Annotated in this window: 27 protein-coding genes, 1 other RNA gene and 1 pseudogene; 24 read left to right on the top strand and 5 right to left on the bottom strand. The window is 43.5% G+C overall.

Going from position 1 to position 23,072, the window contains the following annotated elements:
- Positions 1-793 (top strand): annotated as a pseudogene (locus VP97_RS10275) (transposase); the annotation flags it as partial.
- A 109-nt stretch (positions 794-902) separates the two neighbouring features.
- Here VP97_RS10275 and VP97_RS10270 read toward each other — a convergent pair.
- Complete coding sequence (locus tag VP97_RS10270) at positions 903-1,787, bottom strand: exonuclease domain-containing protein (RefSeq protein ID WP_050181682.1); 885 nt, start codon at positions 1,785-1,787, stop codon at positions 903-905.
- A gap of 48 nt (positions 1,788-1,835) precedes the next feature.
- Here VP97_RS10270 and VP97_RS10265 point away from each other — a divergent pair, with 48 nt between their 5' ends.
- From VP97_RS10265 to VP97_RS10175, 20 genes are all read left to right on the top strand, one after another.
- Positions 1,836-2,078 carry a hypothetical protein gene (locus VP97_RS10265; protein WP_050181681.1) on the top strand — a complete coding sequence of 81 codons (243 nt, stop codon included), beginning with the start codon at positions 1,836-1,838 and terminating at the stop codon, positions 2,076-2,078.
- A 98-nt stretch (positions 2,079-2,176) separates the two neighbouring features.
- Positions 2,177-2,317, top strand: a complete 141-nt coding sequence (locus VP97_RS23800) for a 3-methyladenine DNA glycosylase (protein WP_156153459.1) — start codon at positions 2,177-2,179, stop codon at positions 2,315-2,317.
- Between the two features lie 78 nt (positions 2,318-2,395).
- Complete coding sequence (locus tag VP97_RS10260) at positions 2,396-3,349, top strand: TRM11 family SAM-dependent methyltransferase (RefSeq protein WP_050181680.1); 954 nt, start codon at positions 2,396-2,398, stop codon at positions 3,347-3,349.
- Between the two features lie 752 nt (positions 3,350-4,101).
- Positions 4,102-6,582 (top strand): bifunctional 2',3'-cyclic-nucleotide 2'-phosphodiesterase/3'-nucleotidase, encoded by a 2,481-nt coding sequence (locus VP97_RS10255; RefSeq protein WP_050181679.1) that lies wholly within the window; start codon positions 4,102-4,104, stop codon positions 6,580-6,582.
- Positions 6,583-6,815: 233 nt separating this feature from the next.
- Positions 6,816-7,841 (top strand): Delta(5) desaturase DesA, encoded by a 1,026-nt coding sequence (gene desA / locus VP97_RS10250; RefSeq protein ID WP_050181678.1) that lies wholly within the window; start codon positions 6,816-6,818, stop codon positions 7,839-7,841.
- A 69-nt stretch (positions 7,842-7,910) separates the two neighbouring features.
- Entirely contained in the window at positions 7,911-9,044 is a 1,134-nt protein-coding gene (locus tag VP97_RS10245) for a sensor histidine kinase (RefSeq protein ID WP_050181677.1), read from the top strand.
- Positions 9,041-9,640, top strand: coding sequence for a response regulator transcription factor (locus tag VP97_RS10240; protein ID WP_050181676.1), 600 nt, complete (start codon positions 9,041-9,043; stop codon positions 9,638-9,640). The genes VP97_RS10245 and VP97_RS10240 overlap by 4 nt, the downstream gene beginning before the upstream one ends.
- Before the next feature lie 102 nt (positions 9,641-9,742).
- Entirely contained in the window at positions 9,743-10,039 is a 297-nt protein-coding gene (locus VP97_RS10235; RefSeq protein ID WP_050181675.1) for a hypothetical protein, read from the top strand.
- A 61-nt stretch (positions 10,040-10,100) separates the two neighbouring features.
- Positions 10,101-10,487 (top strand): hypothetical protein, encoded by a 387-nt coding sequence (locus tag VP97_RS10230; RefSeq protein ID WP_050181674.1) that lies wholly within the window; start codon positions 10,101-10,103, stop codon positions 10,485-10,487.
- 98 nt (positions 10,488-10,585) lie between these two features.
- Positions 10,586-11,215: a GTP pyrophosphokinase gene (locus VP97_RS10225; protein WP_050181673.1), complete on the top strand. Its 630-nt coding sequence runs from the start codon at positions 10,586-10,588 to the stop codon at positions 11,213-11,215.
- A 67-nt stretch (positions 11,216-11,282) separates the two neighbouring features.
- Positions 11,283-12,167, top strand: a complete 885-nt coding sequence (locus tag VP97_RS10220) for a foldase protein PrsA (RefSeq protein WP_050181672.1) — start codon at positions 11,283-11,285, stop codon at positions 12,165-12,167.
- Positions 12,168-12,411: 244 nt separating this feature from the next.
- The gene (locus VP97_RS10215) at positions 12,412-13,215 is read left to right on the top strand and encodes an SGNH/GDSL hydrolase family protein (protein ID WP_050181671.1); all 804 of its coding nucleotides are present in this window, start codon (positions 12,412-12,414) and stop codon (positions 13,213-13,215) included.
- Between the two features lie 69 nt (positions 13,216-13,284).
- Complete coding sequence (locus tag VP97_RS10210; RefSeq protein WP_050181670.1) at positions 13,285-13,878, top strand: TerD family protein; 594 nt, start codon at positions 13,285-13,287, stop codon at positions 13,876-13,878.
- Between the two features lie 90 nt (positions 13,879-13,968).
- Entirely contained in the window at positions 13,969-14,391 is a 423-nt protein-coding gene (locus VP97_RS10205; protein WP_050181669.1) for an organic hydroperoxide resistance protein, read from the top strand.
- 12 nt (positions 14,392-14,403) lie between these two features.
- Entirely contained in the window at positions 14,404-14,883 is a 480-nt protein-coding gene (locus VP97_RS10200; protein WP_050181668.1) for a glutathione peroxidase, read from the top strand.
- Positions 14,880-15,329: a MarR family winged helix-turn-helix transcriptional regulator gene (locus VP97_RS10195; protein WP_050181667.1), complete on the top strand. Its 450-nt coding sequence runs from the start codon at positions 14,880-14,882 to the stop codon at positions 15,327-15,329. Before VP97_RS10200 ends, VP97_RS10195 begins: the two co-directional genes overlap by 4 nt.
- A gap of 71 nt (positions 15,330-15,400) precedes the next feature.
- Positions 15,401-17,218: an asparagine synthase (glutamine-hydrolyzing) gene (asnB, locus tag VP97_RS10190; RefSeq protein ID WP_050181666.1), complete on the top strand. Its 1,818-nt coding sequence runs from the start codon at positions 15,401-15,403 to the stop codon at positions 17,216-17,218.
- 60 nt (positions 17,219-17,278) lie between these two features.
- Positions 17,279-17,587 carry a hypothetical protein gene (locus VP97_RS10185; RefSeq protein WP_050181665.1) on the top strand — a complete coding sequence of 103 codons (309 nt, stop codon included), beginning with the start codon at positions 17,279-17,281 and terminating at the stop codon, positions 17,585-17,587.
- 78 nt (positions 17,588-17,665) lie between these two features.
- Complete coding sequence (gene ppnP / locus VP97_RS10180) at positions 17,666-17,977, top strand: pyrimidine/purine nucleoside phosphorylase (RefSeq protein ID WP_050181664.1); 312 nt, start codon at positions 17,666-17,668, stop codon at positions 17,975-17,977.
- Positions 17,978-18,088: 111 nt separating this feature from the next.
- Positions 18,089-19,693 carry a catalase gene (locus VP97_RS10175; RefSeq protein WP_050181663.1) on the top strand — a complete coding sequence of 535 codons (1,605 nt, stop codon included), beginning with the start codon at positions 18,089-18,091 and terminating at the stop codon, positions 19,691-19,693.
- Positions 19,694-19,732: 39 nt separating this feature from the next.
- On the opposite strand, the gene VP97_RS10170 is transcribed toward VP97_RS10175, so the two are convergent.
- Positions 19,733-20,719, bottom strand: a complete 987-nt coding sequence (locus VP97_RS10170) for an LLM class flavin-dependent oxidoreductase (RefSeq protein ID WP_050181662.1) — start codon at positions 20,717-20,719, stop codon at positions 19,733-19,735.
- A gap of 116 nt (positions 20,720-20,835) precedes the next feature.
- Between VP97_RS10170 and ssrS the strand changes: the two genes are divergently transcribed.
- Positions 20,836-21,037: non-coding RNA, 6S RNA (gene ssrS / locus VP97_RS23260), on the top strand.
- Positions 21,038-21,096: 59 nt separating this feature from the next.
- On the opposite strand, the gene VP97_RS23255 is transcribed toward ssrS, so the two are convergent.
- Together VP97_RS23255 and VP97_RS10165 are read right to left on the bottom strand one after the other, a co-directional pair.
- The gene (locus VP97_RS23255) at positions 21,097-21,264 is read right to left on the bottom strand and encodes an aspartyl-phosphate phosphatase Spo0E family protein (RefSeq protein ID WP_082220312.1); all 168 of its coding nucleotides are present in this window, start codon (positions 21,262-21,264) and stop codon (positions 21,097-21,099) included.
- Positions 21,265-21,473: 209 nt separating this feature from the next.
- The gene (locus VP97_RS10165; protein WP_050181661.1) at positions 21,474-21,851 is read right to left on the bottom strand and encodes a nucleotide excision repair endonuclease; all 378 of its coding nucleotides are present in this window, start codon (positions 21,849-21,851) and stop codon (positions 21,474-21,476) included.
- Positions 21,852-21,919: 68 nt separating this feature from the next.
- Here VP97_RS10165 and VP97_RS10160 point away from each other — a divergent pair, with 68 nt between their 5' ends.
- Both VP97_RS10160 and VP97_RS10155 read left to right on the top strand, forming a co-directional pair.
- Positions 21,920-22,402: a DUF456 domain-containing protein gene (locus tag VP97_RS10160; RefSeq protein ID WP_050181660.1), complete on the top strand. Its 483-nt coding sequence runs from the start codon at positions 21,920-21,922 to the stop codon at positions 22,400-22,402.
- Between the two features lie 73 nt (positions 22,403-22,475).
- A complete protein-coding gene (locus VP97_RS10155; RefSeq protein ID WP_050181659.1) occupies positions 22,476-22,757 on the top strand; it encodes a hypothetical protein in 282 nt (93 codons plus the stop codon).
- A 65-nt stretch (positions 22,758-22,822) separates the two neighbouring features.
- Here the strand turns inward: VP97_RS10155 and VP97_RS10150 are convergent, their stop codons facing one another.
- Positions 22,823-23,053 carry a cold-shock protein gene (locus tag VP97_RS10150; protein WP_050181658.1) on the bottom strand — a complete coding sequence of 77 codons (231 nt, stop codon included), beginning with the start codon at positions 23,051-23,053 and terminating at the stop codon, positions 22,823-22,825.
- Positions 23,054-23,072: the final 19 nt, after the last annotated feature.

Here is a 23,072-nt window from a genome sequence, read left to right as displayed (position 1 = left end):
AAAAAAGCCGTTTCCCCCACAGGAAAAGGAAGAGACGAAGGAAATCAAGTCGAACACAACTGATCCCGATAGCGGTTACTATGTGAAAGATGAGCGGGAGAAAAATTTTGCCTACTCCTTTCACACAGCCTGTGATGCCAATGGATTTGTTCTTGCCTCCTGTGTGACAGCTGCTAATGTTCATGACAGCCGTGTGTTTACAGATGTTCTCGATAAAGTCATGGAAAAAGTGGAAAAGCCTGATGCAGTAGCTGCCGACGCCGGATATAAAACGCCTTTTATCGCCAAGTACATAACGGACCTTGAGATCCGCCCTGTGCTTCCTTATTCAAGACCCCGCACCCCAAAAGGATATTTGAAGAAGAGCGATTTCGCCTATGATGAGCATTATGACTGCTATATCTGTCCAGAGGAACAGGTCCTTTCTTATCGGACGACTACCCGCGAAGGCTATAGGCAGTATTCTTCTGATCCAAAGCAGTGCTAGGGCTGTCCGCTCCTTTCTATGTGCACACAAAGCCAGAACCATACAAAGCTGATCCACCGGCACGTATGGGAGAACTATTTAGAAGAAGCCGACCACCTGCGCCATACGGCGCAGAATAAAAAAGACTATGCTAGGCGCAAAGAAACGATTGAGCGTGTTTTTGCGGATGCTAAAGAAAAGCATGGCATACGATGGACAACCCTCAGGGGACTGGGTAAATTATCCATGCAGGCGATGCTTACTTTCGCTGCCATGAATCTTAAAAAGCTGGCCAGCTGGTCGTGGAAACCAGTGCAGCCAGTTTGAATAAGGGTGTCAAAACGAATAAAAAAAGACAAAGCGGCCTCAAAACGGAGTTTTGAGAACCACTTTGTCTACAGTCTGGAACGCACTTAAATAAAAAGTGCGTTCTTTGTTATAAGCGGATAACATCAAAGAATTTTTGTTCTGAGACAAGCTTGACCGTACCGCCCCTGGCCTGCCAGTCTTTCGCTGCTTGAATTTGCCGGGAGAGAGAGCCGTTTCGGTATTTTTTCGCATCCGTTTCGCCGACGATTAAATAATCGGTATTTTTTTTAACTGCTGGGTGAACGTTTGCCCCAAAACTTTCAACGATATTAATCGCTTCCTCCCGTTTCATAGAGGTAAGCGTGCCGGTAAATGAAATCGATTTTCCAAAAAACGGATGCGTGCTGGAAGCAGGTTTGGGTTTTCTTGATTGAGGACGAACCGGCTTTTTCTTTCGGAAAGAATCGCCGTGAAGGTAGCCAAACCCATACTCGGCTTTTTCTAAAAATGCTGTAAGAGAAGCATGGCTTTTCATCATGCCATTTACAACAACAGCACAAGCAATGGCATCTTCCAGCGCATTATGGTGGTTGAAGGTAAAATTAAAGTGACCTGCCACAACATTTAATTTATAGGATGGCAGCTGCAGGACAGATTTTGCCAGCATGCAGGAGCAAAAATAAGGACTGTTCGGCAGGCTTAACCCATGCTTTTTTGCTGTGCTGCGCAGTACATTTATGTCAAATTGAGCAAAGTGGGCGACGATCGGATCATCTCCGATAAAAGTCATCACCTCATTAAAAATATCGCTAAAGGACGGAGCATCCTTGACTTCTTCTGGTCTGATACCATGCACGGCGATATTTCGAGCATCGAAATACTCATTTGGATTAACTAAGGAATAGTATGTTTTTTGTATTTTTCCATCGACTACTTTGGCCAGTCCAATCGAACAAACACTGCTTCGGCTGGCATTCGCCGTTTCAAAATCGAGTGCAGTGAAATTTTTCAACTCTGGATCATCCTTTACGTGAAGTGTAGTAGAATAAGTGTACTGGTTTTGGGTATGAAATACAATCCGGCGTATGGTACACTAGCAAAAACAGCAGGTAAGGCAGGGAAAAAGATGATTAAATTCGGCTGGACATTAACATTGATTGGACTATTGGCTATTCTGGGCGGCCTTCTTTATCCAATAGGTATCATCTCAAAAGAGATATTTCTTATTATGCTTGTTGCAGGTGCACTCGTAATGTTTATCGGGTCTATGGTACGGACGGTTGCTATATTAAAAAAGAAATAGCTTCTAACTCACAGGCGGTGCCGGACTATAATCATTGTTTATTTTCATGGAAATGTGGAAATAACGTAAAAGAGACAGATTAAAGGAGGCACAATTACATGACAGAAGAAAACAAACAGTCCAATGACTCAATAGAGCAGGAACGAAAAAAAGAGCGCGGTGAAGATATCGAACCACAGCGTGCGCCGGATAAAAAAGAAAAACGCCCTGAAGATAAAAACCCTGACGATTTTGAATAAATCGTCAGGGTTTTTTATTTTAACCGAAAAAAATGGGCTGAACGAGCAAAAGTATGTCAAAATAAACAAAGTGATGACATAGAAAGAAGGGTAATTGTGAACGAATTTATTTATACAGTGAACTATAGCGAGGAAGACAAAGAGCTCGCTGAAATGGAGCTGCGCGCTTTTTTCGGATCGTCCGCTTCCGGGCCTGTTGTGAAAAGCAATGTTGAAGTAGATGTGAACCGAAGTCCATTTATACGTGAAAAAATTGAGGTGCTGCTCACAGCGGATTCAGTAGCTGACATGGTTCAAAAAGCTGGCAGTATCAATATAGGCAGTGAAACATTTAAAGCAATTTTTGTAAAAATCAATGATCTCCCCCCGGAACAAAAGGTGGAGTACAAGAAACGTATGGAAATCGAACGGGCCATTGGATGGGAAATTGTTGGAGAAGCAGATTTAAAAAATCCGGAGCATCTTTTTGGTCTCGTAGCTTATGGAGGCCGCTGGTACCTTGGACATTATCAAAAAAATAAGCGGGTGTGGATGAAGCACATTAAAAAGCCGCGTGAATATTCAACAGCACTTAGTGCCCGGGATGCTCGTGTAATGGCGAATATTGCAGTGCCCAATCCTAAAGGCGTGCGGGCCATTGATCCATGCTGCGGAATTGGGACTGTTCTGGTAGAAGCATTGTCCATGGGAATTGATATTGAAGGGCGTGATATAAATCCTCTCGCAGCAAGCGGCTCACGTGAAAACCTGGCTTACTTTGGTCTCAAAGGCCGTGTAACGCTTGGCCCGATTGAAGAAGCACAAGGACATTATGATGCAGCTATTATTGATATGCCGTACAATTTATATACACACGCAACACCTGATGAGCTGCAGTCTATCTTAACACATGCCCGTCGGATTGCTGATAAACTGGTAGTAGTTTCGATTGACCCGATAGAAGAGATGGTCGAGCGGGCCGGCTTTATCATTCAAGACCGCTGTATCGCCAGGAAAAGTACATTTTCTAGACGAATTCTTACCTGCTCTTAAAAAGACACTTTATTTGAAGTGTCTTTTCTTAGTATTGAAAACAAAGAGGTCAAGAGGAAATTCGTTTTTTCAAAAAATATATGTAGCGTGTTTCTTTTTTAACTTGCCCAAAAGTCTCCCCGTTTGAAAAACAGCGTCAGTGGGCTGCGGGCTGGCGGCTGTGCTTTTCTGCGGGGCGAACGATGAACCAGCCATCGCTTCGCGCTGTCTGTTTCACCCTGTCCGCTCGTCCCGCGGAAGTCTGCGCCGGCAGCCCTCCGCCCGTTGTGCTTCTGAAAAACAGCGAGGTTGAAAGAGTTTTTCTGTTTTTTTTTCAGCTAAGAAAGGGAAACACACTGGGTTTCACTGGCTCTCTTTCCTCCCCACCAAGGCGGCAGGCGCGGGGCGTAGACTCCTAAGGGACTAGCAGGACAGGTGAGATCGGCTTTGCCGCGAAGTGGCGAAGACGATCTCACCGCCTGCCCCTTGGAAAGCGAAGTCCCGCTAATGCCGCTTTTTCCATGTTTCGACTAAGAACAGGCAGACATAGGGGATCAAGCCAGACTAAAAATGTCCATAAATAGTCGGATTCTGAGGATGATACAACTGGATAACATCCTATTTCAACAGTATGAAAAGACACTTTATTTGAAGTGTCTTTTTTTGTTTGACATAATGTAAAGATTTATTAAGATAATTGTAAATTTTCTAATTTATAACTACCAATCATGCTATAATTCCTATATTACAAAAATAGTATAGGGGGCAGTTGTATGAAAAAAGCATGGACAGTAGGGACCGTTATTGCGGCAGGATTATTTGTGCCGCAAATGGCACAGGCGGCAGAAGATACAGTAAAGCTGCGTATTGTAGAAACGTCAGATCTTCATTCAAATGTGATGAATTACGATTATTATAAGGATTCGCCTACCAATGCTTATGGGCTCTCTAAAGCGGCTACTGTAATTAAACAGGTACGCGGGGAAGCGGATAACAGTTTGCTTTTTGACAATGGGGACTTAATTCAAGGAAGCCCGCTCGGTGACTACGTTTATAACAATGGACTCATGAAAGATGGTTATGTCCATCCTGTGTACAAAGCCATGAACGCACTCGGCTACGATGCTGCAACAGTCGGGAATCATGAATTCAATTACGGGCTTGAATTTATGGACACGGCGCTTGGCGGGGCCGATTTCCCATACGTAAATGCCAATGTATACGATACAAACGGAAACCCTTATTTTACACCGTTTAAAATTATTGAAAAAGAAGTGAAGGATACCGACGGTGAATTACATAACATCAAAGTCGGCGTTACTGGTTTTGTTCCCCAAGGTATTATGAACTGGGATGCCAAGCACCTTGAAGGAAAACTCGTTGTGGAGGACATTGTAAAATCAGCCGAAAAAGTGGTCCCGCAAATGAAAGAAGCCGGTGCAGACGTAGTAGTGATTCTTTCGCATTCCGGCATTGCCGAATATGACCAAAATGGCGTCATGAAAGAATATACAGAAGGTATTGAAAACGCTTCTTATTATTTAACAAAAATTCAAGATGTGGATGCTGTTTTAACCGGCCACCAGCACTTAAGCTTTCCAAATGCGGCTAAGCCGTCATTCCCGGATGGAAACGGTATTGATAATACAAATGGAACAATTAACGGTGTAGCTACCGTTATGCCTGGTTCCTGGGGCAGTAATATCGGCTTAGTGGACCTTCAGGTAGAAAAAGTAAACGGAAAATGGGATGTAACAAGCGGAACCGGCGCACTCAAGCCGATTACAGAGGGAGATAACACAGCCGAAGTGGATTCGGAGGTGACAGCATCTGTAAAAGCAGAGCATGAAGCGACAATCAAGTATATGGAAACGCCGGTAGGAGAACTGAAGGGTGATCTAAACACGTATTTCGGTCTTGTACAGGATAATGCAGCTATGGAAATTTTAAACCGTGCGCAAACATGGTATGTGGAGGAAGCGCTAAAAGGAACCCAATACGAAAATCTTCCGGTTTTGTCAGCGGCAGCGCCATTTAAAGCTGGGCGTGGAGGTGTGGAAGATTATACGGATGTTCAATCTGGAACGATTGTGCTGAAAAACATTGCTGATTTGTATTTGTATGACAACAACGTAGTTAATGCCGTTAAAGTAAACGGTGCCACCTTAAAAGAGTGGCTTGAATGGTCAGCAGGGCAGTTTAATACGATTGATCCCGCAAAAGGAGATGGGCAGGCGCTCATTAATCCTGATTTCCCAACGTATAATTTTGACGTAATCGATGGCGTCACTTATGAAGTCGACGTAGCATCGCTGCCTAAATACGATAAAAGCCAGAATGTAATTAATCCATCAGCAAACCGAATTAAAAATGTACAGTTCAACGGTAAGCCGGTCACTGCTGACATGGAATTTATCGTCGCTACCAATGATTATCGGGCAGCCGGCAGCAAGCTGATGAACCCGGGTGGCGTGAATACAGTTTTAAAAGCACCGGATTCCAATCGCCAGGCAATGATGAACTATGTGCAGGAATTTAAAGAAATTGACGCCGCAGTAGACAACAACTGGACTTTTGCCAAAACAAATGCAAAAGTAACGTTCACATCTAATCCGAAAGCGGAAGCACTTGCTGAAGCAACAGATAATATTACGTATACTGGCCAAAAAGATGAAAAAGGGTTTGGCATCTTTGAATTGGATTTGAACCGGGCATCGGCTGGAGCACCTTCTTTTATGGATGTATCGGCGGATCACTGGGCAGCAGCCTACATTGCTTCTCTCACCCAGGAAGGCATTATCAAAGGCAAGAGTGCAACAATGTTTGACCCGGAAGGCAGTGTGACACGCGGCCAGTTTGCGAGCCTGCTCACCCGTACCATGAAGTGGACAGCACAAAAAGAGGTACCATTCATTGATGTAAAAGGCCGACTAAAGCAGGATATTACGGCTGCGTATGAAGCAGGAGTCATTAAAGGTACAAGCGCAAAAACATTTGAACCGGCAAAATCAATCAGCCGCGCTGAGATGGCAGCTATGCTTGTACGGGCTTATGAGAAAAAACATGGAGCGGTCAAATTGGACGGATCCATGCCGTTTACCGATGTGGGCCAATACCGTACATCTATTCAGCAATCGATCCATAAAGCGTATCAACTGGGCTTAATGGAAGGGACAGGTAAATCATTTAAACCAGGTGATACGGCAACACGCGCTCAGGCAGCAAAAGTGCTTTATTTACTGAATCAAAAATAAACATGACACTTATTATATTGAGCGTGTAAACAAAGTTAGAAAGCAGACTGGTTGAAAACGCCTGTCTTTCAAGGAACGCGGCCGGCTGGGAAGCGGCGCGGCCTTTTGCGGGTCATGAGCATTCACAGCCGTCAATATGACACTTGTCATATTGACTGTATGACGGGTGCTACTGCACAGCACGTTTTTTATCCGCTATAGTAAGGATATTACTAAGCGGAGGGAACGAAAAGATGAGCAAAGAAAACACAAAGATTTTACGTAAACAAGTAGCTCCCTATGAAAAATCCAATACACAAAAAAGCATCCTTCAATTAATTAATACGATTGGCCCGTTTTTGCTAGTCTGGTTCCTGGCGTACCAGAGCCTGCAAATTTCCTATTGGCTGACACTCGCACTGTCTGTGGTCGGTGCCGGGCTTATTACACGCATCTTTATTATTTTTCACGATTGCTGCCACCATTCGTTTTTTAAAAACCGCAAGCTGAATCGGGTAGTAGGCACAATCACAGGCGTTTTAACATTTTTCCCTTATGACCAGTGGCAGCATAGTCATAATGTCCACCACGCAACAAGTTCAAATCTTGACAAGCGCGGTACAGGAGACATGTGGATGCTGACGGTAAATGAATACTATGAAGCGCCATTGAAAACACGCATTGCCTACCGTTTATATCGCAACCCGTTTGTGATGTTTGTCCTTGGTCCAATATGGGTGTTCTTGATCACCAACCGTTTTAACGTAAAAGGTGCCCGCAAAAAAGAACGCATGAACACGTACTTAACAAATGTACTGATTCTTCTTGGCGTTGCCCTTATGTGCTGGCTCGTCGGCTGGCAGGCGTTTCTTCTTGTACATGGCCCGATGTTCTGGATCGCCGGTGCAATGGGGGTATGGCTGTTCTACGTACAGCATACCTTTGAGGATTCGTACTTTGAAGAAGATGAGCATTGGAGTTATGTAAAAGCAGCAGTAGAGGGAAGCTCGTTTTACAAACTGCCAAAGCCACTTCAGTGGATTACCGGTAATATCGGCTTTCACCATGTGCATCATTTAAGCCCGCGTGTGCCAAATTATCAGCTTGAAGCAGCGCACTCTAATTCCGAACCGCTTCAAAGTGTTCCGACTATCACACTCTGGACCAGTATCCAGTCTGTAAAGTTCCGTCTTTGGGATGAGGATCAAAATAAATTTGTTACCTTCAAACAAGCGAAAAAAACATATGGCTCATTTAGTAAACGAAGTGCCATTCAATAATTTAAGAGCTGTCCTCATTTGAGTGAGGACAGCTTTTTTATGGTAAAATAAAGTCAAAAAAGGTGTTTTATGAAAAAAAAACTTGCTTCATTTGGGAAGAGCTCTGGTTTGTCTCCTTATATATGGATTATATTAGGGCTGCTGCCATTTTATTTTATTTTTCAATCCTCTTCAACCAATGAAATTATTGTAGGTATTACCTTAACCATTTTGTTTTTTATTAGTTTCCGGTTTGCTTTTTTGTCATCGAGATGGCCAGTTTACGTATGGGTTTGTCTTCTGATTGGTATATCTGTTGCGATGACGATCTTGTTTCAATTTATTTATTTTTCATTTTATATTGCTTATTACAACGGAAATATCCGCAAGCGCGCGGCTTTTGTAACTGCTTATGTGATTCATCTGATTAGTGCCATCGTCTCAATTAACTATAATCTCGTTGTACAGCATCCATTGTTTATCCAGCAACTGCCGATTATTGTTATTGTGTTTATCGGGATTATTTTACTTCCGTTTACGCTGTACAATCGAAAAAAACAAGATAAGCTTGAAGCAGAGCTCCAGCTTGCCAACAATCGGATCGCCGATCTTGTAAAACAGGAGGAACGTCAGCGGATCGCCCGTGATCTGCATGATACACTTGGACAAAAGCTTTCCCTGATTGGTTTGAAAAGCGATTTAGCCAGGAAGCTGATCGAAAAAGACCCTGAGCGGGCAAAGGGAGAGCTTCTTGATGTACAGCAGACGGCGCGGACAGCTTTAAACGAAGTAAGAAATCTCGTTTCTTCCATGCGAGGTATCCGAGTCAATGATGAAATTGTGCTCGTACAGCAAATGTTGCGTGCAGCGCAAATTGAGTATACTGGTGCCACTTCTTTTCAGCTTGTAAATGTTTCACTGTTTGTAGAAAACGTGCTGAGCATGTGCATGAAAGAAGCCGTGACGAATATTGTAAAACACAGCCAGGCATTTTCATGCCACATTTCAATTGAACAGCTTCAAGATGCTGTTCAATTGACAGTGAAAGACGATGGTGTTGGGCTTAATCGCCATGATATCGGAAGAGGAAGCGGCCTTCCCGGCATGCGGGAGCGTCTAGAATTCGTCAATGGAAGTTTGGAAGTCCGGAGTGAAAATGGTACGGTTCTAGTAATGGTCGTGCCGAATAACGTAACGCAACACGACGGGGAGGGAATCCAATGATTCGAATTGTTATTGCGGAGGATCAGCGCATGCTGCTTGGAGCGCTTGGATCACTACTCAGCTTAGAAGATGATATGGAAGTGATTGGACAAGCTGCAAATGGAGAAGAAGCGGTCGAGCTTGTACGGAAGCTGGAGCCGGATATTTGTATTATGGATATTGAAATGCCCCTGAAAACTGGGCTTGAAGCTGCCGAAGAATTAAAAAACGATACGTGTAAGGTTATCATTTTAACGACCTTTGCACGTACTGGTTATTTTCAGCGAGCGTTAAAAGCAAAAGTAAGCGGGTATCTGCTAAAAGACAGTCCCAGTGATGAACTGGCCAGCTCGATTCGCAGTATTATAAATGGCCGGAAAGTGTATGCGCCTGAATTGATGGACGACTTCTACAGTGAGGAAAACCCGCTCACAGAGCGTGAGAAGGATGTATTGGCTCTTGTATCAGAAGGGAAAAGTACAGGAGAAATTGCCCGGCAGCTTAACTTGAAAAATGGAACAGTCCGTAATTACATTTCCACTATTTTTGATAAGCTGGAAGTGAAAAATCGAATTGAAGCCATTTCTCAATCAAAAGAAAAAGGCTGGTTTAAATAACTATCAGCGTGCGCAGGCACGCTTTTTTTATTAGTTAAAAAGAGATGAGAGGAGACATTCCTTCATAAGATAGAAAAGCATAGCAGAAAAAGGAGGACAAGCATGAGTTTATTTTTAGGGTTGGGCATTGCACTGGCTGGCTATTTTATTGGAGATGGGCTGAAAAACTGGAAAAATCCTTCGGAAAAAACGTTTATGGATCATTTTAAACGGAGAGACCAGCCTGAATTCATTAGAGAAGATTCATTGCATCGCTTTATTGGAACGCCGAAAGAGGATGCAAAAGCACTGCTGGAGGAAAATCGTGATATTCCTTCCATAAAGGTAAATGGAAAAATGTATGTATCGAGGACATCGCTTCGCCAGTGGCTGGCAGCACGCAAAGTTCGATCTGATTAACTTGTTCAAGCTGTATAAATCGTGTTCAACTGCTCAAGACTAAGGAAAAAGGAGGGACACAATGGATACAAATCTGATATTAATCCTCGGAAAAGTGATGGGGGAACTATATGACCTTCAAAGCCGACAAGGAATTGATAAAGCAGATAAGGGCCATATTTACGGGCTGAAAAATGGATTTGAAGCAGCACTGACAAAGGAATTTGGCGACCTTTCTGTTGTTCGAGAAGAAGAAGTGGAGGCTGTGTACGAATATTTTTCCCCTTTTATTGAAGCAGAAACGGAGACGGATGAGCTTCCCTCGATTGAAGAGATGCGGGCGCGGATGGAAAATAAGGGAATTTCTCAGGATCGGTTTATTATCATATTACGTTACTTGAATGCATGTGACAGGATAAACGTTGATGTGAACCAATTTGGAGATTTTAAGCTAATAGGCAGGCATTAAATGAAAAAAAGCATCCTTAGCGGGTGCTTTTTTCATTTTATTTTCACTTTTTGCACGTACGATGAGAATGATAATAAGCCATAAAGGATGTGCCATTCATGGATCAAGAAATAGATAAATGGAAAAAGCTAATGCTTACTCATAAGTTTGCGCTGGATGAAGTTAATACAAAGCTGAATATTTTAAATGAAGAATTTCAGCATATCCATCGGTATAACCCGATTGAGCATATTAAATCACGATTGAAACATCAAGACGGAATCATTGAAAAGCTAAAGCGAAAAGGCTATCCGCTTACTTCAGAAAATGCGCGGCGCTATGTGCGTGACATTGCAGGAATCCGCATAATATGTTCGTTTACATCAGATATTTATCATGTATTGCACATGCTCAGCAATCAACGGGATATCCGCGTTGTACAAGTAAAAGATTACATACAACAGCCGAAGCCGAACGGCTATCAAAGTCTGCATGTTATGATTGAAATTCCAGTATTTCTTACTGTATCAACAGAGAAAACGATGGTCGAGGTACAAATTCGCACAACAGCTATGGATTTTTGGGCAAGCCTTGAACACAAGCTTTTTTATAAGTTTGATGGCGTCATTCCGACCCTTTTTCAAAAAGAACTGAAAAGCGCAGCGGATACAATGACCGTACTTGATCAAAAAATGAATGCGATCAAATGTGAAATGGATTTTATGAAAAGGGGAGGTACATTCATTTAGTTTTCACCATTCTTTCACTTTTCTTTTTTATAATCAACTCAGAAATGAACTAGCAGGGAGAGAGAAGATGAACATTTTTAAAAAAGGAAAAACTTACTTATGGGCTGCGATAATAGCTGCTGTGGCGGCAGCAGGCTTCTTTTTTGCCACAGCCGGCAGCAGTGCAGAAACGGTTGCAGAAGTAGATGGGACCAGCATTACAAAAGACGATTTATACAATTCACTTGCAAGTATGTACGGTGCTGAAGCGACGGAATCATTGATCGCGGAAAAAATCGTTGAAAAAGAAGCGGCAAAAGAAAACATAAAGGTCACAGATAAGGAAATTCAAGAGGAGCTCGATGCAACGATTGAGTCGTACGGTGGAGAAGACGCCTACAAGTCAGCGCTGGAATCAAGCGGCATGACCGAAGCAGATATGAAGGAGGAAGTGAAGGCATATCTACAGACAGTAAAACTGCTGGAATCAAGAATAAAGATTACTGACGAAGAAATCAACACATATTTCGAGGAAAACAAAGCAACCTTTGCGACACCTGAGCAGGTAGAGGCAAGCCATATTCTTGTAGAGGATGAAGCGACAGCGAAGGAAGTAGCTGCAAAGCTTGCGGACGGAGAAGACTTTGCAGCGCTGGCAAAAGAATATTCTACTGACACAGCAAGCGCAGAAAATGGCGGGGAGTTGGGCTACTTTGGGACGGGTGAAATGACAGAGGCATTTGAAAAAGCCGCCTTCGCCATGGAGGCAGGCGAAATCAGCGAGCCGGTTAAAACCGATTATGGGTACCATATCATTAAGGTAACAGATAAAAAGAAAGCAGAAGAAGCCAGCCTGGAAGACAGCAAGGCGGACATTAAAGAAACGTTAAAGCAGGAAAAACTGTCATCTGAATATACAACCTGGCTCGAAGAAAAAAAGAAAGAATACGATATTTATAATTCATTTGAATAAAGAAGAGACTCTGTCAGTTCGACAGAGTTTCTTTTTCTTTTCGCTGTTATTCGCGTCTTGTTTTTGAAAAAAGTGGGTATGAATAAAAGAAGATGAAAGCGAACCAGCTTTCTCGAAGCCATTTACAGTGTGCTTTCTGAGAACAGGGTAGTTGTAAAAAAGCGGAAGACGCACGTATAATGAACAATTAATATGGTAACAATGTACAGTATTTCCACATAAAAGGAGGAGCAAAGGAAGACGCATGAAAGTCATCGCCACCATTTTAAGTGTTGTAGCAGTGTGTGTGGCAGGGTTCGCGATTTGGGTCTATTATCCGCAATATCAAATAAAACAGCTGAAAGAAGGCCCGCAGACGCTGGCAAGTGAGCAGCGCGAAACATATATCGACTATTTCCGTGAAAGTGACAAGCCAGTTCTTCGCCATCTGGCTATTGGAGATTCGATTATTACTGGTTTCGGTGCACCGCCAAAAGAAAACCTCGTAAAATCCTTTTCCGAAAGCCTTGAGTCCTCCATTCAAAAAGAGGTTCAATTTCAAAACGAAGGCATTAATGAAATTACAAGCAGTGAATTAAACCGCCTCGTTCAAGATGGAGAGTTTGATGAGCAGATTAAGCAGGCAGACATTGTGACGATTAATATCGGTGGCAATGATATTTTGCAGCTTGGCTTTCAAAAAGGATTTTATGAAGCGGTTCAGTCGTTTGATTCGCTTCAAACAACGTTTAATGCCAATTTGGCCGATATGATGGAGCGAGTGCATTCGTTAAATCCTGAAGCAACTGTTTTGCTCCTGGAGCTGTACAATCCGTTTCATAAAGAATTTGAATTTTATACGATGGCCGATCGGTTCCTTCCTAGATGGAACCTCCAGTTTTACGAGCTTGCAGCCAAGTACGATTATGCGGTTGTAGTCGACACAACAGAAGTGATCAACAGTGAAACACCGCAGAATGTGTCGGATGATGGAGTTCATCCAAGCAAGCTTGGCTATCATGCTATTGCAGATCAAATGCTGGTTCAGCTTCAGCAGGAAGTAAGATAAAAATATGCGGGCTTTTGCTTGGAAAGGAAGCCCGCCACCTGTTAGGATGAAACAGAAGGAGGAATACTGATGAAACCGAACCGGCTGCAGCAGTCTATAAAAATTGCTTTAGGATGGGATGGAAGCGCTTCTCTTTTTGATCTGGATATGATGGCGCTCCTTGTTGATTGCAAAAATCAATTACGCTCCAGTGAGCATATTGTATTTTACAATCAGCTGACCGCTTTTGACGGTGCACTGCTGTTGTCGAACGACAATCAAACAGGTGCAGGTAGTGGCGACGATGAAGAATTGTACGTGCAGCTGTCAATGCTTCCGGATACGGTAGATAAAATTGTGCTGGCTATTGCACTTTATGAGCCAGGGGGGCGAACCTTCCGGGATGTTAATGCTGCGTTTGTCCGCATGATTAATGATGAAATAAAAGAAGAAATTGTCCGGTATGAACTGGGGGAAGACTTTTCTGAGGCGGCGGGCGTCGTCATTGGCGATGTGCGGCGGGCGGAAGAAGGCTGGAGAATTGTCCTAAATGGGAGCGGAATATCAGGTGATTTTCATTCTATCTGTTGCGCTTACGGACTTACATCTCTGCCGGAAGGTTTTTTTAATAAGAAAAAGGGAATGAATAAAATCTCTCCTCTACATATCAAAGGGCTGTTTTAATGTAAGCAGCCTTTTTCTTTGCATTTTTTAATTATATCGTGTACGATTTAATCGTAAAAGATTTAAAAATCAATGGAAGGAGTTTTTCAAATGAAACCTATTTTTGAAACAACGATTATTAACACAGGCGGGCGCGACGGAGAAGTTCATTCACCGGACAATATTTTTAATTTAGATGTGGAAAAACCGCAGGCGCTTGGCGGTAACGCTACGACGGCTACGAATCCAGAGCAGTTGTTTGCGGCTGGGTACAGTGCATGTTTTAACAGTGCACTTGAATTAATGCTGGAGCAGGGAGGCGTCGAATTTGAGAGCAGCCAGGTTACAGCCACTGTTGCTCTTTATCCGGACAAAGCTGATAAAGGTGTAAAGCTTGGTGTGAATCTTGAAGTGACCATTGAAGGTGTAGATCAAGCGACAGCAGAGGAATACGTAAACAAAGCCCATCATTACTGTCCATATTCAAAAGCAATCAGCGGCAATGTAGATGTTGAATTGTCTGTGAAACAGTAAGGATGTGGTCCTATGACCAACATATACGATTTAAGCGTTAAAAAACCGAATGGCGATATGCTGGCGCTGAAGGAATACGAAGGTAAACCGCTGCTTATCGTCAATACAGCAAGCAAGTGTGGATTTACGCCACAGTTTCGCGGCCTGCAGTTCTTATACGAAAAGTACAAAGACGAAGGGCTTATGGTTCTCGGGTTTCCGTGTGATCAGTTTAATAATCAGGAATACGACGACATCAATAAAACGACCGAGTTTTGCCAGGTAAACTATGGTGTCACTTTTCCGATCTTTGCCAAGATTGATGTCAATGGCGAAGGCGCTGATCCGCTTTTTCTGCACTTAACAGCAGAGAAAAAAGGGTTGCTGTCTAAAAAAATCAAATGGAATTTTACAAAGTTCCTAGTGGACCGTAATGGTCATGTTGTCGGAAGATATGCGCCGCAAACAAGTCCTGAAAAAATAGAAGAGGATGTAAAAAAAATCCTATCATGAATGATTTTCTCTCACTGAACAGCCAGCTGTGTTTTGCTGTGTATGAAACCGCTGGTGAATTTAATAAGCTGTATACGAGTGTACTGCAGCCGTTTGGACTTACGTATCCACAATATTTAGTACTGCTGGCTCTGTGGGAAAAAGACGAAGTGACAATGAAGGAGCTTGGTTCAAAGCTTCATCTCGGTACAGGGACATTAACGCCGATGATTTCCCGTATGCAGCAAAACGGCTGGGTGCGCAAAGAACGTTCCAAAGAAGATGAGCGAAAGGTTTTCATTTATATAGAGGAAAAAGCACGCCGTCAGCAGCCTGATATTACAAAACGGGTCGCAGAAGAAATCGAGTTATGTCGAATCAATGCAGAAGAATATAAAGAATTGATGACCAGACTGAATAATCTGCATCAAAAATTAAAAGAACGAACAGATTCCGCTGGCGCGTAATGCGCAGGCGGATTTTTTTGTCATGTTTCGGACAGACCATGCATATTGTATTACGGGAAAGGGTGATGCGCATGTGTGGCATAACAGGCTTTGTACAATTTGATCAAGAGCTTGCCGGTAAAAAAGAAATAGTCCGCCAGATGGCGCAGACACTTGAAAAAAGAGGACCGGACGATTTTAATGTTTGGACAGCGGAGCATGTTGCATTTGGCCATACACGGCTTGTTGTTGTAGATCCTGCGGGCGGAATTCAGCCGATGACCCGTGGAGCATACACGATTGTATACAACGGTGAGCTGTACAATACGGAAGATATCCGGAGTGAGCTTTTAAAGTGCGGCCATTCTTTTCAGGGACATTCAGACACAGAAGTGCTGCTTTACGCATTTATTGAGTGGCGTGAAAAGTGCCTGGATCGCTTGAATGGCATTTTTGCATTCGGGGTATGGGACCAAACACGTGGAGAATTATTTATGGCACGTGATCGGCTCGGTGTAAAACCGTTATTTTATACAGAAAAAAATGGTGCCTTTATTTTTGGATCAGAAATCAAAGCGCTGCTTGCCCATCCGGACGTGAAGCCGGAACTTGACCGGTCAGGCTTTATGGAATTGATCGCCATTGGACCGGGTCGTACACCAGGCCAGGGAGTATTCAAGGGAATCAAGGAACTTCGGCCAGCTCATGCAGTAACAGTAAAAAAGTCTGGAGTGAATGTATGGCGATACTGGAATGTCCAGAGTGCTCCTCATACGGACTCGCTTCCTGACACTGCTATGCGTGTGCGGGAGCTGCTGCAGGATGCAGTCATGCGTCAGCTGACAGCAGATGTACCGGTATGTACTTTCTTGTCCGGCGGCGTAGATTCCAGTGCCATCAGTGCCTTTGCCGCCCAATTTTTTGATACACCGCTTCACACGTATTCTATTGAATATGAAGACAACAGCCGCTTTTTCAAGCAAAATATTTTTCAGCCGGGAGAAGACCGGCCATGGATTGAAAAAATGCAGCAGCACATTGGCTCTGTGCATCACACAAAAGTGATTGACCAGGAAACACTGGCCGCTGCTTTAAAGGAAGCCATGTGCGCACGGGATCTTCCCGGTATGGCGGATGTTGATTCCTCTCTGCTCTGGTTTTGCCATGAAATCAAGCAGGATTTTACAGTCGGCTTGTCCGGAGAGTGTGCAGATGAAATATTTGGCGGATATCCATGGTTTCACCGGAACAGTACGGAAGAAGGGTTTCCATGGATTACATCTATGCAGGAAAAGTCGCAGCTGTTAAATGATAAATGGAGGCAGACTCTTCCGCTACAAGAATATGGGCAGGAGCAAAGCGCTAAATTGCGGGACGAAACACCGAAGCTGGACGGTGAATCGGACATAGAACGTCGGCGTCGGGAGCTTTTTTATTTGAACATGGTTTCATTTATGACAGCTCTATTGGAGCGGAAAGACCGGATGAGCATGGGGGCAGGTCTTGAAGTCCGGGTGCCGTTTGCCGATCATCGGCTTGTGGAATACGTCTGGAATATTCCATGGGAGATAAAAATGGCAGATGGGCGTGAAAAAGGCATTCTCCGAAAAGCGCTCGACGGTGTGCTACCGGGGGATGTACTATACCGGAAAAAAAGCCCTTATCCTAAAACACATCATCCGGCGTATACAAAAGCTGTCTCAGGTATGCTGCAGGATATTTTAAAAAAGGATACGCCGCTGCTTCACTTTTTTTCTAAAGCAGGGCTAGAAGAGTTAGCGAAGACAGGCGGGGCGTCTTTTCAATATCCATGGTTTGGACAATTAATGACAGGTCCGCAGCTTGTTGCTTATTTTGTTCAGATGCATGAATGGTTTGAAGGATATTCCGTTAGATTTTATGACAGATAAGATGTTTTTGAACAGGAAATCAGGGAATATAGTAATCAAATACGAAAGGAGTGCTGAGAAATGAAAACAAATAAAATGACATGTGTGTACCGAAACGGGCAAGGTGAGTGGAAGCAGGCTGAGTCTTTTGAAGAAGAGCTAAAACTCGGCGAAGGCACTCACTTTCATATCAAGTGCGGAGAAACATCCAAGTTTTATGAAATGGTATCAGACCGTTATATTACAGACCGAAAAGACCGTCAAAAAACATTTTATAAATTTGAAACGCCGGATGGTTATCGGGCAGGAAATCGCTGCTTCAGCGTTGCTTACATTGACCACCGGAATCAAGATATCACGTTTGACATTCACAGTGAAGAAAACCGATAAGGCACCCGTAAAAGGGGCCTTTTTTTATTTTTCAGAATTATGATAAAATAAAACGATAAAAGGGAGAGGAAGATAGGGATGCAATTTAAACAGGTAACAGTAGATAAAGCAGCAAATGTGTATTTTGAAGGGAAGGTAACGAGCCGCTCCATTTATTTTGAAGATGGCTCGAAGAAAACACTTGGCATTATGATGCCAGGAGAATATTCATTTTCTACAGATGCAAAAGAGGAAATGGATATTTCAGCCGGCAGACTCGAATACAAGCTACAGGGCGGCGAATGGGAATCAATTGAGGGAAGTGGCGTTTTTTATGTACCAGCTAATGAAACATTCCAATTAAAAGTACATACGGTGGTTGACTACTGCTGCTCTTATTTGTCCGAGTAATCAGGTTATTCACTTCATTTCAAGCGCTCTTTTTTAGAGCGCTTTTTTTGTTTAAATTTTAAGGAAAAGGATATAAATAATGGGAGTTTTCATTTAATTTGACAGGGAGGAATAAATGTGGAAAACGAGGAAAAGAAAAAAACAGGAACAGGTGAGTCAGAAGAGACATTAACAAACCGACAGGGGCACCCTGTGGCAGATAACCAAAACATTCGGACGGTTGGAAACCGGGGACCAGCAACGCTTGAAAACTATCACTTTATCGAAAAAATTTCTCATTTTGACCGTGAACGCATACCGGAACGGGTCGTACATGCACGTGGTGCCGGGGCACATGGCTATTTTGAGACATATGGGAAAGTCGGCGATGAAGATGTTTCGAAATATACGCGGGCAAAAGTATTCCAGGGAGCAGGCAAGCAGACACCGGTATTTGTTCGGTTTTCAACAGTTGCCGGAGCGAAGGAATCTCCAGAAACAGCCCGCGACCCGCGCGGATTTGCGGTGAAGTTTTACACAGAAGACGGCAACTGGGATCTTGTTGGCAATAACCTGAAAATTTTCTTTATTCGTGATCCACTGAAATTTCCAGACATGATTCATGCGTTTAAGCCAGACCCGGTAACAAACATTCAACATCCGGAGCGCATGTTTGACTTTGTTTCCAAAACGCCGGAAGCAACTCATATGATTACCTTCCTGTTTTCTCCGTGGGGGATACCGGCAAACTACCGCCAAATGCAGGGCTCGGGTGTTAACACGTATAAATGGGTAAATGAAGCGGGTGAAGCTGTGCTGGTAAAATACCACTGGGAGCCGTTAAAGCAGGGGATTCGGAATTTAACACAAAAAGAAGCCAATGAAATTCAAGGAATGAACACAAGTCATGCGACGCAGGATTTGTATGAAGCGATTGAAAAAGGAGATTACCCGGAATGGGAGCTTTGCGTGCAGATTATGAGTGACGATGAGCATCCGGAGCTTGACTTTGATCCGCTTGATGATACAAAGCTATGGCCGCAGGATCAATTCCCGTTCCTTCCAGTTGGGAAAATGGTGCTTAATAAAAACCCGGAAAATTATTTTGCGGAAGTTGAACAGGCGGCTTTTGGAACAGGTGTGCTTGTAGATGGCTTGGATTTTTCTGATGATAAAATGCTCCAGGGGCGCACGTTCTCTTACTCAGATACCCAGCGTTACCGCGTTGGAGCGAACTACCTGCAAATTCCGATCAATAAACCGAAAAAGCGGGTGGCGACCAATCAGCGCGATGGCCAGCATGCCCACTACGTAGACGATGGACGGAATCCGCATGTGAATTATGAGCCGTCTATGCTGGATGGTTTAAAGGAAGCAGAAAAAGCCGGTGCGGATCACCAGCCAGCTTACAACGATAAATTAATGAAGCAGCCAATTGACCGTAAAAACGATTATGGGCAGGCCGGCGATACGTACCGTAGTTTTGAAGACTGGGAACGAGATGAACTGATCAGCAACTTGGTTGATGCGCTCAGTGTGTCACACCTGGACATTCAAAAAGCGATGATCGGCCACTTTACAAAAGCAGATGAAGATTACGGACGCCGTGTTGCAGAAGGGCTTGAAAAAGCGAAACAAAAAATGGGCAATCAAACCGTGGGAGATACTGGTTCAGCGGAAGCGAAAAAAGCAGCGGACACTGCAAAGCAGGAAGGCCACGGGGCGGATCCGTATTAAAAAATCCCCCTTCACCATGGTGAAGGGGGATTTTAAATTTTATTTGAGCGAACGCAAAACGTCTGCTGCCAATTCAAATGAACGCAGCCTTGCTTGATGGTCGTAAATTTGCGCATTAATCATGACTTCGTCCGCATCGGTCTCTTCGATAAAATCAGCCAACTTCTTCTTGATCGTTTCCGGACCGCCAACGATGGAAGAACCAAGCTGCTGCTGGAGTGCGGCTTTTTCAAATTCAGTCCAAATCCCCTCCATGCTGTCCACTGGCGGCTGAAGAGGCACCGCATTGTTGCGGATCAAGTTTAAAAATTGCTGCTGCATAGATGTTGCAAGCCGCACTGCTTCTTCGTCCGTATCAGCGGCAATCACATTTACACCAAGCATAGCGTACGGTTTTTCGAGCACGTCAGATGGAGTAAAATGGCGCTTATACAAAGCGAGCGCCGGTTTTGTGTTGTCTGGCGAAAAATGGCTGGCAAAAGAAAACGGAAGACCTAAATCTCCTGCAAGGCGGGCGCTGAATCCACTCGAACCAAGCAGCCAGATAGGAATCGACAGGCCTTCACCCGGAATGGCATGAACATGATTTGAACCGCTAAAATATCCACGCAGCTCAGCCAGCTGCTCTGGAAAATCATGCCCGTCGCTCATGTTTTGACGACGCAGTGCGCGCATCGTGATTTGGTCCGTTCCGGGAGCGCGGCCAAGTCCGAGATCTATGCGTCCAGGAAACAGAGACTCAAGCGTCCCGAATTGCTCTGCAATTACAAGCGGAGCATGATTTGGCAGCATAATTCCCCCAGAACCTACCCGTATCGTTTTGGTAGCACCCGCAATGTGGCCGATGACAACAGAGGTGGCAGAGCTTGCAATGCCGGGCATATTGTGATGCTCAGCAAGCCAGTAGCGGTTGTAGCCCCATTTTTCTGCATGTCGGGCAAGATCGGCAGAGTGCTCGAAAGATTCGGCCGCTGTACTGCCTGCTGTGATAGGGGCCAGGTCAAGAACAGAATATGAGATAGACATCTATAACACTTCTTTCATATAAGTTGAATGTTTTCTGTTTCATAAGTGTAGCAGGAATATTTCGTGTAACAAAATAAAACGGCTTGCATTTTGACGGAAAAACGAGTAAGATACGAATACAGCTGCATTGTGCGTGTTTTTTTAATTAAGTTTTAACCTTTAAGCTGTAATAGGGAGTTTAACATTAAAGTGGGATTGACAAGCCTCTGCCGATTCGGCAGGGAGGACAGACATGAACACTTTTGCAAACACCCACTTTGAGGAGTGGTGGTTTAAAACTTTCTTATTTTTTGATAATACGGCAAAAGCGGCACAAAAAAAGCCAGTTCCTTTGGAGCTGGCTTTTTTTGTGCCCAGGACAGGAAAAATAAAAGGAATTAAAACTTCTGGCCGGGCTGAAATTGATTCATCAGCTGGTCAAGCTCCTGGCTGTATTGAATCGTGTCCGCGTGGTTTAATCCTTTTGTTGTGCCGGATGCAATCATTTCACGGCGGACCTTTTTAATTTTTTTCATTAATTCATCATGGTTTAGTAACGTATTCATTTTGAAACCTCCACAATTACTTTTCATACTTTTTTTATAAGAGAACAGCATCTAGTATACGAAAAGACAGCCATGTTTAAAACACATTCGACAAAACGTCCTAAAACGTTACAGGTACGGTAGAAAGTTTAGACAGAAAGGGGGATTTTTCGGAAGTGGCAGCAAAATAAAAAAAGAAAAAGCCGGCTTTTACAGCAGCCGGCTCAGGATTAAGAACGGAAAAACGCTTTGTCAGTATTATATTTTGCTTCAAACGTATTAATAATATATGTTTCGTAAATGTCGCGTTCCATCGGGCTGTCCACCACTAATACAACAATTTTGTGCACATCATCACGGTGGTTTTTAATATCAGATACATTATCTTCAAAATGCTTCCGAATACGCATACGGAGTTTTCGGGCTTTCCCTGCAAACAGGAGACGGTCCTGTGCATCATAAAACATAAACACACCCGCTTTGTCACGTGGAATTTTATGATAATCCGTAAAGCCGTATTCGCGTGCGATTGCCGCTTCACTTGTGTCTTCCGGATTCCGTTTTCTCGTTAAAATGTAGTCGGCCTGGGGCAGCTCAATATTAATCAATGTGAATCACTTCCTATTCTTTTGCATAATGGTACAATGCTATCATAACAGAGAAGAGGGGGATATGTGTGTCTATTTTAGTTTGGAGCATCATTATTTTGCTGTTTATTGCAAGTTTTGCCGGCTTTATTTTTCCAATTGTACCGTCGGTTCTTGTTTTATGGGCAGGATTTGGTCTTTATTATGTTGGCATTAACCGTGAAGAATTATCCGTTCTTTTTTGGATCGGCATGGTCATTTTTACCATACTTATGTTTTTGGCAGACTTTTTGGCCAACAGCTATTTCGTTAAAAAATACGGTGGTTCAAAATGGGGCGAGTGGACGGCAGTTATTGCCATCATTGCCGGTTCTTTTATCATCCCGCCGTTCGGTATTTTGATCGTACCATTTTTTGCGGTTCTTGTTGTAGAACTGCTTATTTTAAGAAATGTCAAGCAGGCCTTTTTTGTAGCCTATGCAACGCTTATCGCGTTTTTAAGCGGCACGCTGGCGAAGATCATCATTCAATTGATCATGATTGGCTGGTTTTTGGCAGAAGCCATTCTGTAACCGCCTATGTTTGAATGCTTCAGTCAAAAGGGTATAAAGGATACCACGAAGAAGCAGACAGGAGGCTTTTACTATGGCAGCCCAAAGAATAAAGGTTGGATACATTGAATTAACAGAAGAAGAATCAAAGCGCTTGTTAAAAGAAGTGCAGCGCGACGGGCGAGCAGAAACGCTTGAAGACCTACAAGTGCTGATGGATAAGTATGACGCGCGGATGGTGGAAACAGAAGACCACCTTCTTGAAGAAGTCATTGAAGAAGTCGGGGAACAGCCTTCGGTAACGGAGGAAGAAATTGAATTTTTTCCAAAGATGGAAAGCGATAAACGATATCGTATTAAAGCAGCGAAAAAATAAAAGGCATATAGGAAAGACAGGAACCAATTAGTATGACAAAAGAAAAAAGCGGATCCTTAAAAGGATCACGCTTTTTTTTGTTCGGCTTCTGCCGGTTTACGAAACGTATTGTTTTGCAGCGAATTCGTGTGCCGGGTTCCGTTCTCCATTTCACTTCCGCAAAATGGACACGTCGGTGAATCATCATCTGAAAAATTCTTTCTCATCCAGCCTTTGCAGCCATCCGACGGACATTCCCATGTCTCAATATCAACGTTTGGCAATGGTTCCGTACGGTTTTTGCTGTAATAAGACATTTTAAACGTCACCCCCGGG

The sequence above is a fragment of the Domibacillus robiginosus genome (assembly GCF_000966195.1).
GTDB classification, from domain to species: Bacteria; Bacillota; Bacilli; order Bacillales; family Domibacillaceae; genus Domibacillus; species Domibacillus robiginosus.
Note: the sequence above shows the minus strand (reverse complement) of the source record. Positions and strands in the feature narration are given on the sequence as shown.

What these genes read in the sequence shown, in the direction of transcription:
- VP97_RS23800 (WP_156153459.1), top strand. Translation starts at nt 2,177, where the DNA reads ATGACAGAAGAAAACAAACAGTCCAATGACTCAATAGAGCAGGAACGA.
- VP97_RS10255 (WP_050181679.1), top strand. Translation starts at nt 4,102, where the DNA reads ATGAAAAAAGCATGGACAGTAGGGACCGTTATTGCGGCAGGATTATTT.
- desA (WP_050181678.1), top strand. Translation starts at nt 6,816, where the DNA reads ATGAGCAAAGAAAACACAAAGATTTTACGTAAACAAGTAGCTCCCTAT.
- VP97_RS10245 (WP_050181677.1), top strand. Translation starts at nt 7,911, where the DNA reads ATGAAAAAAAAACTTGCTTCATTTGGGAAGAGCTCTGGTTTGTCTCCT.
- VP97_RS10240 (WP_050181676.1), top strand. Translation starts at nt 9,041, where the DNA reads ATGATTCGAATTGTTATTGCGGAGGATCAGCGCATGCTGCTTGGAGCG.
- VP97_RS10235 (WP_050181675.1), top strand. Translation starts at nt 9,743, where the DNA reads ATGAGTTTATTTTTAGGGTTGGGCATTGCACTGGCTGGCTATTTTATT.
- VP97_RS10230 (WP_050181674.1), top strand. Translation starts at nt 10,101, where the DNA reads ATGGATACAAATCTGATATTAATCCTCGGAAAAGTGATGGGGGAACTA.
- VP97_RS10225 (WP_050181673.1), top strand. Translation starts at nt 10,586, where the DNA reads ATGGATCAAGAAATAGATAAATGGAAAAAGCTAATGCTTACTCATAAG.
- VP97_RS10220 (WP_050181672.1), top strand. Translation starts at nt 11,283, where the DNA reads ATGAACATTTTTAAAAAAGGAAAAACTTACTTATGGGCTGCGATAATA.
- VP97_RS10215 (WP_050181671.1), top strand. Translation starts at nt 12,412, where the DNA reads ATGAAAGTCATCGCCACCATTTTAAGTGTTGTAGCAGTGTGTGTGGCA.
- VP97_RS10210 (WP_050181670.1), top strand. Translation starts at nt 13,285, where the DNA reads ATGAAACCGAACCGGCTGCAGCAGTCTATAAAAATTGCTTTAGGATGG.
- VP97_RS10205 (WP_050181669.1), top strand. Translation starts at nt 13,969, where the DNA reads ATGAAACCTATTTTTGAAACAACGATTATTAACACAGGCGGGCGCGAC.
- VP97_RS10200 (WP_050181668.1), top strand. Translation starts at nt 14,404, where the DNA reads ATGACCAACATATACGATTTAAGCGTTAAAAAACCGAATGGCGATATG.
- VP97_RS10195 (WP_050181667.1), top strand. Translation starts at nt 14,880, where the DNA reads ATGAATGATTTTCTCTCACTGAACAGCCAGCTGTGTTTTGCTGTGTAT.
- asnB (WP_050181666.1), top strand. Translation starts at nt 15,401, where the DNA reads ATGTGTGGCATAACAGGCTTTGTACAATTTGATCAAGAGCTTGCCGGT.
- VP97_RS10185 (WP_050181665.1), top strand. Translation starts at nt 17,279, where the DNA reads ATGAAAACAAATAAAATGACATGTGTGTACCGAAACGGGCAAGGTGAG.
- ppnP (WP_050181664.1), top strand. Translation starts at nt 17,666, where the DNA reads ATGCAATTTAAACAGGTAACAGTAGATAAAGCAGCAAATGTGTATTTT.
- VP97_RS10170 (WP_050181662.1), bottom strand. Translation starts at nt 20,719, where the DNA reads ATGTCTATCTCATATTCTGTTCTTGACCTGGCCCCTATCACAGCAGGC.
- VP97_RS23255 (WP_082220312.1), bottom strand. Translation starts at nt 21,264, where the DNA reads ATGAATACGTTACTAAACCATGATGAATTAATGAAAAAAATTAAAAAG.
- VP97_RS10155 (WP_050181659.1), top strand. Translation starts at nt 22,476, where the DNA reads ATGGCAGCCCAAAGAATAAAGGTTGGATACATTGAATTAACAGAAGAA.
- VP97_RS10150 (WP_050181658.1), bottom strand. Translation starts at nt 23,053, where the DNA reads ATGTCTTATTACAGCAAAAACCGTACGGAACCATTGCCAAACGTTGAT.